Origin of the sequence: Yokenella regensburgei (assembly GCF_051486985.1) — a bacterium.
Taxonomy (GTDB): domain Bacteria; phylum Pseudomonadota; class Gammaproteobacteria; order Enterobacterales; family Enterobacteriaceae; genus CBFFRJ01.
Genome location: NZ_JAHVDV010000008.1, coordinates 1 through 13,774 on the forward strand (window position 1 = coordinate 1; position 13,774 = coordinate 13,774).

At 53.5% G+C, this 13,774-nt stretch carries 11 protein-coding genes; 7 read left to right on the forward strand and 4 right to left on the reverse strand.

Annotation, left to right across the window (positions count from 1 at the left end; all coding sequences use genetic code 11):
- The 4 genes from KXR87_RS07625 to msrP form a co-directional block, all read right to left on the reverse strand.
- Nucleotides 1–87: biotin carboxylase N-terminal domain-containing protein (locus tag KXR87_RS07625; protein WP_437431796.1), on the reverse strand; the 87-nt coding region annotated here is incomplete at its 3' end.
- Nucleotides 88–97: 10 nt separating this feature from the next.
- Nucleotides 98–571: an acetyl-CoA carboxylase biotin carboxyl carrier protein gene (accB, locus tag KXR87_RS07630; protein ID WP_437431667.1), complete on the reverse strand. Its 474-nt coding sequence runs from the start codon at nt 569–571 to the stop codon at nt 98–100.
- A gap of 550 nt (nt 572–1,121) precedes the next feature.
- Nucleotides 1,122–1,721: a protein-methionine-sulfoxide reductase heme-binding subunit MsrQ gene (msrQ, locus tag KXR87_RS07635; RefSeq protein WP_437431668.1), complete on the reverse strand. Its 600-nt coding sequence runs from the start codon at nt 1,719–1,721 to the stop codon at nt 1,122–1,124.
- The gene (gene msrP, locus KXR87_RS07640) at nt 1,722–2,723 is read right to left on the reverse strand and encodes a protein-methionine-sulfoxide reductase catalytic subunit MsrP (protein WP_437431797.1); all 1,002 of its coding nucleotides are present in this window, start codon (nt 2,721–2,723) and stop codon (nt 1,722–1,724) included.
- A gap of 290 nt (nt 2,724–3,013) precedes the next feature.
- Here msrP and csrD point away from each other — a divergent pair, with 290 nt between their 5' ends.
- The 7 genes from csrD to yhdP all read left to right on the forward strand — a co-directional run bounded on the left by csrD (nt 3,014) and on the right by yhdP (nt 13,769).
- Nucleotides 3,014–4,954, forward strand: coding sequence for an RNase E specificity factor CsrD (csrD, locus tag KXR87_RS07645; protein ID WP_437431669.1), 1,941 nt, complete (start codon nt 3,014–3,016; stop codon nt 4,952–4,954).
- 306 nt (nt 4,955–5,260) lie between these two features.
- Nucleotides 5,261–6,304 carry a rod shape-determining protein MreB gene (gene mreB, locus KXR87_RS07650; RefSeq protein ID WP_000913396.1) on the forward strand — a complete coding sequence of 348 codons (1,044 nt, stop codon included), beginning with the start codon at nt 5,261–5,263 and terminating at the stop codon, nt 6,302–6,304.
- A gap of 63 nt (nt 6,305–6,367) precedes the next feature.
- Complete coding sequence (gene mreC, locus KXR87_RS07655) at nt 6,368–7,366, forward strand: rod shape-determining protein MreC (protein WP_437431670.1); 999 nt, start codon at nt 6,368–6,370, stop codon at nt 7,364–7,366.
- Nucleotides 7,366–7,854: a rod shape-determining protein MreD gene (mreD, locus tag KXR87_RS07660; protein WP_437431671.1), complete on the forward strand. Its 489-nt coding sequence runs from the start codon at nt 7,366–7,368 to the stop codon at nt 7,852–7,854. The genes mreC and mreD overlap by 1 nt, the downstream gene beginning before the upstream one ends.
- Nucleotides 7,855–7,862: 8 nt before the next feature.
- Complete coding sequence (locus KXR87_RS07665) at nt 7,863–8,456, forward strand: Maf family protein (protein WP_437431672.1); 594 nt, start codon at nt 7,863–7,865, stop codon at nt 8,454–8,456.
- Complete coding sequence (gene rng / locus KXR87_RS07670) at nt 8,446–9,915, forward strand: ribonuclease G (protein WP_437431673.1); 1,470 nt, start codon at nt 8,446–8,448, stop codon at nt 9,913–9,915. Before KXR87_RS07665 ends, rng begins: the two co-directional genes overlap by 11 nt.
- 44 nt (nt 9,916–9,959) lie before the next feature.
- Entirely contained in the window at nt 9,960–13,769 is a 3,810-nt protein-coding gene (gene yhdP, locus KXR87_RS07675) for an AsmA2 domain-containing protein YhdP (protein ID WP_437431674.1), read from the forward strand.
- The last annotated feature ends 5 nt before the right edge of the window (nt 13,770–13,774 follow it).

A 13,774-nucleotide genomic window follows, 5' to 3' on the forward strand; every position in this document is an offset into this window, starting at 1 on the left:
GACAGTCCGGATGCCCAGCTCTTTACAGGCACGCAGAATTCGCAGGGCAATCTCGCCACGGTTTGCGATGACAATTTTTTCCAGCATCTTCGCCTCGTTATTCGATGATGACCAGCGGCTCGTCGAATTCGACAGGTTGACCGCTCTCGATCAGGATGGCTTTCACCACGCCCGCTTTATCAGCTTCGATCTGGTTCATCATTTTCATCGCTTCAACGATGCAGAGCGTGTCGCCCACGTTGACTTTCTGGCCCACTTCGCAGAATGCTTTCGCATCCGGGCTCGGGGTGCGGTAGAAAGTCCCGACCATCGGGGAACGTACGATGTGACCACTGATTTGTGCAGGTGCAGATTCCACTACTGCCGGAGCGGCAGACGCTACTGCGCCAGCAAGCGCAGGCGCTGGCTGCTGCATAACCGGTGCCGCATAAGCCTGCTGCATCATCGGATAAGCGGGTGCTACCGGTGCGCGGCTGATACGTACAGACTCTTCGCCTTCAGAAATTTCCAGTTCAGCGATGCCTGATTCTTCAACCAGTTCGATCAGTTTTTTAATCTTACGAATATCCATGAGTGGGTTCCGTACTCTTGTTTAGTTTGATTGTGACAGGCGTTTTACCGCCGTCTGTAACGCGTTTGAATAGCCGCAAGCGCCGGATATACAGGTGGCACTTACAGCGATACCGGAGAGAAGCATGGTGGCAGAGCGGGTGACAATACCGGTTGGCGTCAACGCGGCCGTATTGATCAGGGTAGAGTCGATACCATCTTTAGCCTGATGAATTCGGTCGATGAATACTTACCCGGTGTCGCCTTACCCATGCTTGCCCGTCCCTGACACAATAACGTCAGAAGGCAGGGACGTGCAATCAGCAATTTAGCCGACAACGTGCTGCTATCTCCTGCAAACTTCCGGTAAAATACAAAATATACCTAAGTTGCATGGTTGTCACTCATTCAGGGTCTTAAAAACCCTGACGGGAAAACCAAAGTCGCACATTATAACGATTTCGTAGCATTTGGCAGCTAAATACTGGTCTTATCAGGGAAGATTATCAACCGCCAGCATTACTCTGCCGGTTGAAGAGTACGCATTGAGGGGCCGTCATGCCCCGGCAGGATTATCGCCACCACTGGCGGAACTTCTTGTATCGCCACGCTAAAAGTACAACGGCGAAGGCAGCGTACAGAAGGGGCTGCGGGGATATTATCTTCACGGACCACAGGTAATGGATGGGGGCCAGGATCGCCACCAGATAAACGAAGTTATGCAATTGTTGCCAGCGTTTGCCTAATTTTCGCTGCGCCCATTGGGTTGAGGTGGCGGCTAAAGCAAGCAGTATAAGCCAACTGACAATCCCCAGCATCAGATAGGGTCGTGTGGTCAATTCCTGGGCTAACAGTGTCAGGTTACTGAGGCCAAGCTCAAGCAGAGCATAACTGGTCAGGTGCAGCGTGGCCCAGGCAAAACACCATAAACCGAGTAAACGGCGCGTGCGAATCAGGAGCGGTTGACGACCATAGCGCGCCAGTGGCGTAACCAGAAGCCCCGCAAGAAGAAACTTCAGCGCCATTCGCCCGGTAAAATGCTGAATATCTTTGGCAGGATCGGCACTGAAATAGCCCTGGGAGGCTGCCCAGAACAGCCAGACAACCGGCAGAAATCCCGCAAGATGCAGCGCCACTTTAAGGCAGGTGATGTGCTTCGCTGTTAATCGCACTCAGAAATTCTCCCGCAGATCCAGACCCCGGTAAAGTGAGGCCACTTCATCGGCATAGCCGTTAAACAACAGGGTGGGCTGACGTTTCACATCCAGCACGCCGCCTGAACCAATGAAACGCTCTGTCGCCTGCGACCAGCGAGGGTGATCAACATGCGGGTTTACGTTAGCGAAGAAGCCATATTCGTCAGGTGCCGCAAGATTCCATGTCGTCGGGGGCCGTTTACTGGTCAGTTTAATGCTCACGACAGATTTAATACCTTTAAAGCCATACTTCCAGGGGACCGTCAGACGAACAGGTGCGCCGTTTTGAGGCGGTAGTGCTTTGCCATAAACTCCGACCGATAGTAGCGTCAGAGGATGCATCGCTTCATCTATACGTAATCCTTCCACATACGGGTATTCAAGACCGCCGCCGATGAAACGATCTTTCTGACCGGGCATCACCTCCGGGGAGTACAACGTCTGAAAAGCCACATATTTAGCATTGCTGGTGGGTTCAACCAGTGCCAGCAGTTTGTGAAGCGGAAAACCTATCCAGGGAACGACCATCGACCAGGCCTCCACACAGCGCATCCGGTAGATACGTTCCTCAAGCGCAAAGCGCTTGGTTAAATCATCTTGATCAAGCGTTAAGGGTTTAGCCACCTCACCCTCAATCTTTAGGGTCCAGGGGGATGTTTTCAGGCTGCCCGCATTGGCGGCAGGATCGGCTTTATCCAGACCAAACTCATAAAAGTTGTTATAGCCCGTGACCTTATCTTCCGGCGTTAAGGTCAAGGCATTTTGCCACACCGGAGGTCTGGAGAACGTCAGAGGTTGGCCGGCAGGCGCTTTGGGTCGGTCATTGCCCTTAAACCAGTCCAGCAGATCGGCATGCGCACGGGGAGAGAGGCTGAGTGCCGCCGCTCCGATCCCCAGCGTCTTTAAGATCTGGCGGCGCCGGAGCATAAATACGGATTCCGCCGTTACGTCAGCTTCAGTGAGTTTTTTCTTTGGCATGTGCATGGTGTCCCCCTGTTTTTATTACTTGTAGCACGGGGTGGAGACATGCGGAGGAATATCACGAAAAATTGAACTCCTGATGCTGGTCACCTTCGCTCTTTCATCACTCGTACCGATGATTGGCAAAAATTTTCTGAAGGCTATACTCGCATAGGCGGTGGGAATAGCCATTGCCAGAAACGCTAACCCTGCTAGTATGCCGGGCTCGTTTTGCTCGTGAGCGCTTACTCAGTTTTCACCCGAATAAGTCGCGCCTCGTTCTTTCACACTACGGAGTTAACACAAGGATGCGATTAACGACGAAATTTTCAGCGTTTGTAACCCTACTGACAGGCCTGGCGATATTTGTCACCCTGCTTGGGAGCTCGCTCAGCTTTTATAACGCGATTCAGTCAAAGGTCGCTAATCGTGTGGAATCCGTCGCCGCCGTTGTTGACTCTCGTCTTATCTTTACCTCTCTCCCTGCGCTAAAACCTCAGCTTGATGAATTAATGGTGCCTATTGACATCGTGGGCATTGAGATTCGTCAGGGCAAAAAAACGGTACTTGAGCATACCCGCAAAAGCAGCTATCGCCCGGCGGGCAGCAATTATCAATACCGTGAGCTGAAGATTGGCTCGCTAAAAAATCCCGGTATGACCATTACTATGGTTTATCAGGATCCGATGGCGAACTACTTCCGCTCGCTACTGACCACGGTTCCGCTCACGGCGGCGATAGGCTTTATGGTGGTCATCATTTTCCTCTCCGTGCGTTGGCTACGTCGTCAGCTCGCCGGGCAGGAGCTGCTTGACATGCGCTCGGCGCGGATTCTGAACGGCGAACGGGGAGCAAAAGCGCGGGGGTCCGTTTATGAATGGCCGTCACGCGCCAGCAGCGCACTAGATATTCTGCTGGCTGAGATCCAGTTCGCCAGCGATCAGCGTAGCCATATTGATACCATGATCCGTTCGTACGCCGCCCAGGACACGAAAACCGGACTCAATAATCGTCTCTTTTTTGATAATCAACTGGCCACCTTGCTGGAGGATCAGGAAAAAGTGGGCGCCCACGGCGTAGTGATGTTAATACGTCTGCCTGATTTTGATTTACTCCGGGATAACTGGGGCAGGGCCGTTGTGGAAGAGCATCTGTTTATGCTCATCAACCTGCTCTCTACCTTTATTATGCGCTACCCGGGCTCCCTGCTTGCGCGCTATCACCGTAGCGATTTTGCGGTTCTGCTTCCTCATCGCACGTTAAAAGAAGCGGAGAGCATTGCGGGGCAGATTTTAAGAGCCCTTGACGGACTGCCGCGAAGCAAAATGCTCGACCAGGAGGACATGATGCACATCGGCGTCTGTGCCTGGCGCAGCGGACAATCAGCGGAACAGGTCATGGAACATGCGGAAGTGGCTACTCGCAATGCCGGTCTGCAGGGTGGTAACAGCTGGTCAGTATATGATGACTCGCTGCCGGAACAGGGGCGAGGCAATGTACGCTGGCGGACCCTCATTGAAAATATGCTTAGCCGTGGCGGGCCGCGGGTGTATCAGAAACCGGCGGTCAATCGCGATGGTCAGGTACACCATCGTGAGCTGATGTGCCGGATTTACGATGAGGATCAAGAGGTCATTTCTGCGGAATATATGCCCATGGTTTTACAGTTCGGATTATCAGAAGAGTATGACCGCTTACAGATCGGCCGACTCATTCCCTATCTGGGTTACTGGCCTGAAGAAAACCTCGCCATGCAGATTACCGTTGAGTCCCTTATTCGCCCGCGTTTTCAACGCTGGCTGCGTGACACCCTGATGCAATGTGAAAAATCACAACGAAAACGGATTATTTTTGAACTTGCAGAGGCAGATGTCTGTCAACATATCGGTCGCTTACAGCCCGTTGTACGGTTAGTTAACGCCCTGGGGGCGCGAATTGCTGTTACGCAAGCGGGTTTAACTCTGGTGAGCACCAGTTGGATTAAAGCCCTGGACGTGGAGTTATTGAAGCTTCATCCAGGGCTGGTAAGAAATATTGAAAAACGCACGGAAAATCAATTGCTGGTACAAAGCCTGGTGGAGGCCTGCAAAGGAACGCGTACACGCGTATTCGCCACCGGCGTTCGTTCACGTAGCGAGTGGCAGACATTGATTGAACGTGGGGTTTCAGGCGGTCAGGGCGATTTTATTGCCGCTTCTCAGCCCCTTGATACCAGTGTGAAAAAATATTCTCAAAGTTACTCGGTTTGAACTGCCGTTTAAGTCGTTTTCACGTAGAATAATGCGCGCTGTGTCCAATGGGGGTGTGCTTGCCTGCCCGCCAGAATGTTACAGCACAAACGCGAGTTTTAACCTTTGACAGGTTGCAATCATCGGGCATGGAGTGCTCCCGCTACTGGCAAACCCTGAAGGAGTCAGGTTGTTTGTAACAAAGGAAACAAACTGCACTAATTTTCACCGTAGCAGATGATTTTTGCGCCTTGTCGCTGCTACGTGTGGTTGGTAAAGTAAGCGGATTTTATTTTTCCGCCCCAGCTTTCAGGATTATCCCTTAGTATGTTGAAAAAATTTCGTGGCATGTTTTCCAATGACCTGTCCATTGACCTGGGTACTGCGAATACCCTGATTTATGTAAAAGGACAAGGCATCGTATTGAATGAGCCTTCAGTAGTGGCCATTCGTCAGGATCGTGCCGGCTCACCGAAAAGTGTCGCCGCTGTAGGTCATGACGCGAAGCAAATGCTTGGGCGTACTCCGGGCAATATCGCTGCTATTCGCCCGATGAAAGATGGTGTCATCGCCGACTTCTTCGTGACGGAAAAAATGCTGCAGCACTTTATTAAACAAGTCCACAGCAACAGCTTTATGCGCCCGAGCCCGCGCGTGCTGGTCTGTGTGCCGGTTGGTGCAACCCAGGTTGAACGTCGTGCGATTCGTGAATCTGCTCAGGGCGCAGGTGCCCGTGAAGTCTTCCTGATTGAAGAGCCGATGGCGGCCGCCATTGGTGCAGGCCTGCCGGTTTCTGAAGCAACCGGTTCTATGGTGGTCGATATTGGTGGCGGTACGACTGAAGTTGCCGTTATCTCCCTGAATGGCGTGGTTTACTCCTCCTCCGTGCGTATCGGCGGTGACCGTTTTGATGAAGCCATCATTAATTATGTCCGTCGTAACTACGGCTCTCTGATTGGTGAAGCGACCGCAGAGCGTATCAAGCACGAAATTGGTTCTGCCTATCCGGGCGATGAAGTGCGTGAAATCGAAGTGCGTGGGCGTAACCTGGCAGAAGGTGTTCCTCGCGGTTTCACCCTGAACTCCAATGAAATTCTGGAAGCGCTGCAAGAGCCATTGACGGGTATCGTGAGTGCCGTGATGGTGGCCCTGGAACAGTGTCCGCCAGAACTGGCTTCTGACATCTCCGAGCGCGGCATGGTTCTGACCGGTGGTGGTGCGCTGTTGCGTAACCTCGACCGCCTGTTAATGGAAGAGACAGGGATTCCTGTCGTAGTTGCAGAAGATCCACTGACTTGCGTAGCGCGTGGCGGCGGCAAGGCACTGGAAATGATCGATATGCACGGCGGCGATTTGTTCAGCGAAGAATAATCTGCGTCAGACTCGGGGCGTATCACGTCCCGGGTTTCCCTGGCCTGAGAATACGCAAAGCCTATGAAGCCAATTTTTAGCCGTGGCCCGTCGCTACAGATTCGCCTTTTTCTGGCGGTGATTGTGGCGCTGGGCGTTATCATTGCAGACAGCCGCCTCGGTACGTTCAGTCAGATTCGAACGTATATGGATACTGCCGTCAGCCCTTTCTATTTTATATCTAATGGTCCCCGCGAATTATTAGACAGCATGTCGCAAACGCTGTCCTCGCGCGATCAACTCGAACTGGAAAATCGGGCATTACGTCAGGAGCTACTGCTGAAAAACAGTGAGCTGTTGATGTTAGGTCAATACAAACAGGAGAACGCGCGACTGCGCGAGCTGCTGGGTTCGCCCCTGCGTCAGGACGAACAAAAAATGGTGACCCAGGTTATCTCCACGGTTAACGATCCTTACAGCGACCAGGTGGTGATTGACAAGGGCAGCGTCAACGGGGTGTATGAAGGCCAGCCCGTCATCAGTGATAAAGGCGTAGTCGGCCAGGTTGTTGCGGTGGCTAAGCTCACCAGTCGCGTTTTACTGATTTGCGATGCCACCCATGCGCTGCCTATTCAGGTGCTGCGTAATGATATTCGCGTCATTGCGGCGGGTAATGGCTGTACTGATGACCTGCAACTGGAACACCTGCCTGCCAATACGGATATCCGCGTCGGCGATGTGCTGGTTACCTCAGGGCTTGGCGGGCGTTTCCCGGAAGGCTACCCGGTGGGCGTTGTGTCATCCGTCAAACTGGATACGCAGCGTGCGTATACCGTTATACAGGCGCGTCCAACGGCGGGCTTGCAACGCCTGCGCTATTTGCTGTTGCTCTGGGGAGCCGACCGCAATGGTACCAATCCAATGACACCTGAAGATGTACATCGTGTGGCTAACGAACGCTTAATGCAGATGATGCCGCAGGTGCTTCCGTCTCCTGATGCAATGGGGCCACCGGCGCCGATGCCAGCACCGGCAACGGGTATTGCTGCACCGCCTGCTTCTGGTTCCGGGGGAGGGCAATAGTGGCAAGTTACCGTAGCCAGGGGCGCTGGGTTATCTGGCTCTCGTTTCTTATCGCACTGTTGCTTCAGATTATGCCCTGGCCGGACGACATTCTTGTCTACCGGCCTAACTGGGTCCTGCTGATCTTACTTTACTGGATTCTGGCACTGCCGCACCGCGTAAATGTGGGTACAGGTTTTGCCATGGGTGCCATACTGGATCTCATCAGCGGTTCCACGCTTGGCGTGCGTGCATTGTCTCTTAGCATCGTCGCCTATCTGGTCGCACTAAAATATCAGCTGTTTCGTAATCTGGCACTCTGGCAGCAGGCGTTGGTCGTCATGCTGCTGTCCTTAGCTACTGAAGTGGTGATCTTCTGGGCTGAGTTTTTAGTCATTAACGTCTCTTTTAAGCCCGATATTTTCTGGAGCAGTCTTGTTAATGGCGTGCTCTGGCCGTGGATATTCCTGTTGATGCGTAAGATTCGTCAGCAGTTTGCCGTGCAATAAGGTTTTATATGACAACTCTCTGGCTTGCCTCCGGTTCCCCACGTCGTCAGGAACTGCTCACCCAATTGGGGGTGAGTTTCGAACGTATCATCCCCGGTATTGAAGAGCAGCGTCGGGCGCAGGAGAGCGCCCACCATTACGTGCTTCGACTGGCCCGTGAAAAAGCGCAGGCAGGTGTTGCGATGGCCACGCGCGACCTGCCGGTTCTGGGGGCCGATACCATTGTGATATTTAATGGTGAAGTGCTTGAAAAACCGAATGACTCCTCGCATGCTGCTAAAATGTTACGACAACTCTCCGGTCAAACCCATCATGTGCTGACCGCGGTAGCGCTGGCGGATCGCCAGCATCTGCTGGATTGCCTCGTGGAAACGGAAGTGACTTTCCGTGCGTTATCTGACGATGACATCGCAAACTATGTGGCGAGTGGCGAGCCGCTGGATAAAGCCGGGGCATATGGAATCCAGGGGGCTGGTGGCTGTTTTGTCCGAAAAATTAATGGCAGTTACCATGCCGTCGTCGGTTTGCCGCTGGTGGAAACGTGGGAACTGTTGAGCAACTTTAACGCACTTCGCGAGGGAAAAAAGAATCATGACGGCTGAATTGTTAGTCAACGTAACGCCATCAGAAACACGCGTGGCTTATATCGATGGGGGGATCCTTCAGGAGATCCACATTGAACGTGAAGCGCGTCGCGGGATCGTAGGCAATATCTACAAGGGTCGGGTAAGTCGGGTACTTCCTGGAATGCAGGCGGCATTTGTAGATATTGGCCTGGATAAGGCGGCGTTTCTTCATGCCTCGGACATTATGCCCCATACCGAATGCGTGGCAGGCGAAGAGCAGAAGAACTTCACGGTGCGTGATATCTCTGAGCTGGTGCGTCAGGGCCAGGATCTCATGGTTCAGGTTGTCAAAGATCCGCTGGGGACCAAAGGCGCGCGCCTCACTACCGACATCACGCTTCCTTCCCGCTATCTGGTGTTTATGCCCGGCGCATCACACGTGGGTGTCTCTCAGCGTATTGAAAGTGAAGCCGAGCGTGAGAGGCTCAAGAGGGTCGTGGCGGAATATTGCGACGAGCAGGGGGGATTTATCATCCGTACCGCCGCCGAAGGCGTGTGTGAAGACGATCTCTCTTCGGATGCCGCCTACCTCAAGCGCGTCTGGACGAAGGTGATGGAGCGTAAAAAACGCAACCAGACACGCTACAAACTCTACGGTGAACTGGCGCTGGCGCAGCGTGTTTTGCGTGATTTTGCGGACGCCCAGCTTGACCGTATTCGTGTCGACTCCCGCCTGACCTATGACATGCTGCTGGAATTTACCGCCGAATATATGCCGGAAATGACCAATAAGATTGAGCATTACAGCGGCCGTCAGCCCATCTTTGATCTCTTTGACGTTGAAAATGAAATTCAGCGCGCGCTGGAAAGAAAGGTTGAGCTGAAGTCGGGCGGTTATCTGGTCATTGATCAAACGGAAGCCATGACCACGGTGGATATCAATACCGGTGCCTTTGTGGGGCATCGTAATCTTGACGACACCATTTTCAATACCAACATCGAAGCGACGCAGGCCATCGCCCGTCAGCTACGTTTACGTAATCTGGGCGGGATCATCATTATCGATTTCATTGATATGAATAATGAAGATCATCGTCGCCGCGTGCTGCACTCTCTTGAGCAGGCGCTCAGCAAGGACAGAGTAAAAACCAGCATCAACGGTTTCTCACAACTGGGCCTGGTTGAGATGACACGTAAACGCACGCGCGAAAGCGTTGAGCACGTGCTCTGCAATGAGTGTCCAACCTGCCACGGGCGCGGCACGGTGAAAACGGTCGAAACCGTCTGCTATGAAATCATGCGGGAGATTGTCCGTGTACACCACGCTTACGATTCCGATCGATTCCTGGTCTATGCTTCTCCTGCGGTGGCTGAAACCTTAAAAGGTGAAGAATCCCATGCGCTGGCTGAAGTTGAGATCTTTGTTGGCAAGCAGGTCAAAGTACAAATTGAACCGCTCTATAATCAGGAGCAGTTTGACGTGGTAATGATGTAAAACCCAAGACGGGTTTCAGACGTTTTGCTGACAAGGAGAGGTGCGTGAGGCGATTGCCGGGGATTTTGCTGCTTACAGGGGCAACGCTTATCGTTTTCGTGGCGCTGTTAGTCAGCGGCCTGCGTCTTGTGCTGCCTCATCTGGACAAATGGCGCCCTGAAATCCTTGCCAGAATCGAGGCGCAGGCCGGCGTTGCCGTAAAGGCGAATTATCTGCATGCCAGCTGGGAGAATTATGGCCCTAATCTGGAGGTGCGTGACGTCAGCGCCGCGCTGAAAGATGGGGGCAGTCTGTCGGTTAAACGCGTCACCCTGGCGCTGGATGTCTGGCAAAGCCTGCTGCATATGCGCTGGCAGTTTCGCGATCTCACCTTTTATCAACTGGCGGTGCGCACCAACACCCCTCTGCAACGTAACAACGACGGCGACAGCATTGAAACCAATCGCATCAGCGATCTCTTTCTTCGTCAGTTCGATCACTTTGATCTGCGCGACAGTAGCCTCAGCTTTCTCACCCTTTCAGGCCAACGGGCCGAGCTCTCAATTCCTCAACTGACGTGGCTTAACAGTAACGACAGACATCGTGCAGAGGGTCAGTTAAGTCTCTCCAGTTTGACCGGCCAGCATGGTCTGATGCAGGTTCGTATGGATCTGCGTGACGATAATGGCATTTTAAATAATGGCAGGTTGTGGCTGCAGGCCGATGACATTGATGTTAAACCCTGGCTGGGGAAATGGATGCAGGACAACGTGGCGCTGGACTCCGCCCGTTTCAGCCTGGAGGGGTGGCTGACCCTCAGCAAAGGAGATGTTGAGAGTGGCGATGTCTGGCTGAAAAAAGGCGGCGCCAGCTGGCAGGGCGATAAAAAGGTGCACCAGATGACGGTGGATAATCTCACTGCCCATATCTCGCGTCAGCAGCAGGGATGGCAGTTCGATATTCCACAAACCCGTATTACCCTGGACGATCGCCCCTGGCCTGAAGGGGCGCTGGCGTTTGCCTGGGTCCCGGCGCGAGAAGCCGGTGAGTCTGCCGGGAGCCGTAGTGATGAACTACGGGTACGCGCCAGCCGCCTTGAGCTCGACAGCCTGGAAGGCTTACTGCCGATTGCCGAAAAGATTTCACCGGAGCTGGGCAACATCTGGCGCACCATGACGCCATCTGGGATGCTGGAAAAACTGGCACTCGACATTCCGCTTCAGGCTACGGATAAAACACGTTTTCAGGCGAGCTGGAAAAACATCGCCTGGAAGCAGTGGCAACTCCTGCCTGGCGTTGAAAACCTCGCCGGTACGCTTTCCGGTAGTATGGAAAATGGTCGCGTAACGGTAGAGATAGCCCAGGCAAAAATGCCTTATGCCACGGTTTTTCGTGCCCCTCTGGAGATAGAAAAAGGTGTTGCCACGCTCAACTGGCAGCGAGATGCGCGCGGGCTGCAACTGGACGGGCGCAACATAGATGTTCAGGCCAATGCCCTTCGCGCTCGTGGTGACTTCCGCTATCTGCAACCGGCGGGTGATGAACCCTGGCTGGGTATTCTTGCCGGCATTAATGTCAGCGACGGGGGACAGGCGTGGCGCTATTTCCCGGAAAATCTGATGGGCAAGGCGCTGGTAGATTACCTGAGCGGCGCGATCCAGGGCGGGCAGGCGGAAAACGCGACCCTGGTATATAGCGGTAACCCGAAGCTGTTCCCGTATAAGCACAATGAAGGGCAGTTCGAAGTGCACGTGCCGCTGCGTAATGCGACCTTTGCTTTTCAGCCCGACTGGCCTGCACTGAAGCAGTTCGATATCGAGCTTGATTTCATCAATGATGGGCTGTGGATGAAGACGGACGATGTGGCGTTAGGAGGCGTAAAGGCCAGCAACCTGCGCGCGGTTATCCCGGACTATCTGAAAGAAAAATTGTTGATTGATGCCGATATCAAGGGGCCGGGTAAAGCCGTAGGACCTTATTTTAAAGAGACGCCGTTGAAAGACTCGCTGTCAGCGGCGCTCGATGAACTCCAACTCGATGGAGAGGTGAATGCTCGCTTACATCTCGATATTCCGCTTGATGGTGAAATAACCACCGCGAAAGGTGACGTCACGCTTAATCACAATAATCTGTTTATTAAACCCATTAACAGTACGGTTAACGATCTGCGCGGTAAATTTAGCTTTGTGAATGGCAACCTGAAAAGCGAGCCGCTGCAGGCTACCTGGTTTAACCAGCCGTTAAATATCGACTTTACGACCACTGAGGGCGAAAAGGCCTATCAGGTGGCGGTCAATTTAAATGGAAACTGGCAGCCAGCGCGGACCGGCGTATTACCGCAGCAGCTGAATGATGCGCTCCGCGGCAGCGTGGGCTGGAAGGGGAAGGTGGATATTGAACTGCCTTACCGCTCCGGGGCGCACTATGCCGTTGCGCTGGACGGTGATTTAACCAATTTAACCAGCACATTACCCTCACCGATGGATAAGCAGTCGGGCAAAGCCTTACCGGTGAAGCTTAAGGTTGATGGAAATTTGCACCGGTTTGACCTGACCGGTAACGCGGGAAGCAACAATCACTTCAACAGTCGATGGCTGCTGGGTAACAAGCTGACGCTCGATCGCGCTATCTGGACGTCGGACAGTCATACGGTTCCGCCTCTGCCTGATAAAGAAGGCGTGGAGCTTAACCTTCCCGCCCTGGACGGCGCACAATGGCTGGCGCTGTTTCGTCAGGGGGTCGCCAGCAACGTCAGTAACGCGACCTCATTCCCGTCAAGAATCGCCTTACGCACGCCGCTGCTCCTGCTGGGCGGCCAGCAGTGGAACAACCTTAGTCTGGTCTCGACACCTCAGCCTGACGGCTCGGTCATTGAAGCGCAAGGGCGCGAAATCAATGGTACGCTGACCATGCGCGATAACGCGCCCTGGCAGGCGGCGATCCGCTATCTCTATTACAACCCATCAGCAACGGCTGCGGGCGAGAATGACATTTCGTCACCCACTACCCTGTTACGCGATAATTCGCAGATAGATTTCACCAGCTGGCCTGATGTGCAACTTCGCTGCGCGGAGTGCTGGCTGTGGGGGCAGAAATATGGCCGTATCGATGGCGATGTCAATATCAAAGGAGACACCCTGAGCCTGACCAATGGTCTGGTGGACAGCGGTTTTGCTCGCCTGACGGCAAATGGAGAATGGGTGAACCGCACGGGGGCAGAGCGCACTTCTGTTAAAGGGACACTGAAGGGAGAGAAAATCGATGCGGCGATGAACTTCTTTGGTATCACCACCCCGATGCGAAACGCCTCATTTGATGTGGATTACGATTTACACTGGCGCAGCACCCCCTGGCAGCCGAAAGAGGAGTCTCTGAACGGGATCCTTCGTACCCGTTTGGGTAAAGGGGAGATTACAGATGTCAGTACCGGGCATGCAGGTCAATTGCTGCGCCTGTTCAGTGTCGATGCATTGCTGCGTAAACTGCGTTTTGACTTCAGCGATACCTTCAGTAATGAAGGGTTCTATTTTGATTCGATCCGAAGCGCGGCCTGGATTAAAGATGGCGTGCTGCACACGGATGACACGCTGGTCGACGGGCTTGAAGCGGATATCGCAATGAAAGGCTCCGTTGATTTGGTGCAGCGTCAGCTCAATATAGAAGCTGTCGTTGCGCCTGAGATCTCTGCAACCGTCGGCGTCGCGGCGGCCTTTGCGGTTAACCCTATTGTCGGGGCCGCCGTGTTTGCCGCCAGTAAGGTGCTGGGGCCACTCTGGAACAAAGTTTCCATTCTGCGCTATCAGATAACGGGCCCGGTAGACCGACCGCAGATCAATGAAGTGCTTCGTCAGACCCGCACTGAGAAAAAGCAATGATTTGA

Bases quoted from the DNA above. Each gene is read 5' to 3' on its own strand.
- mreC (WP_437431670.1), top strand. From the start codon at position 6,368: ATGAAGCCAATTTTTAGCCGTGGCCCGTCGCTACAGATTCGCCTTTTT.
- mreB (WP_000913396.1), top strand. From the start codon at position 5,261: ATGTTGAAAAAATTTCGTGGCATGTTTTCCAATGACCTGTCCATTGAC.
- msrP (WP_437431797.1), bottom strand. From the start codon at position 2,723: ATGCCAAAGAAAAAACTCACTGAAGCTGACGTAACGGCGGAATCCGTA.
- rng (WP_437431673.1), top strand. From the start codon at position 8,446: ATGACGGCTGAATTGTTAGTCAACGTAACGCCATCAGAAACACGCGTG.
- csrD (WP_437431669.1), top strand. From the start codon at position 3,014: ATGCGATTAACGACGAAATTTTCAGCGTTTGTAACCCTACTGACAGGC.
- KXR87_RS07665 (WP_437431672.1), top strand. From the start codon at position 7,863: ATGACAACTCTCTGGCTTGCCTCCGGTTCCCCACGTCGTCAGGAACTG.
- accB (WP_437431667.1), bottom strand. From the start codon at position 571: ATGGATATTCGTAAGATTAAAAAACTGATCGAACTGGTTGAAGAATCA.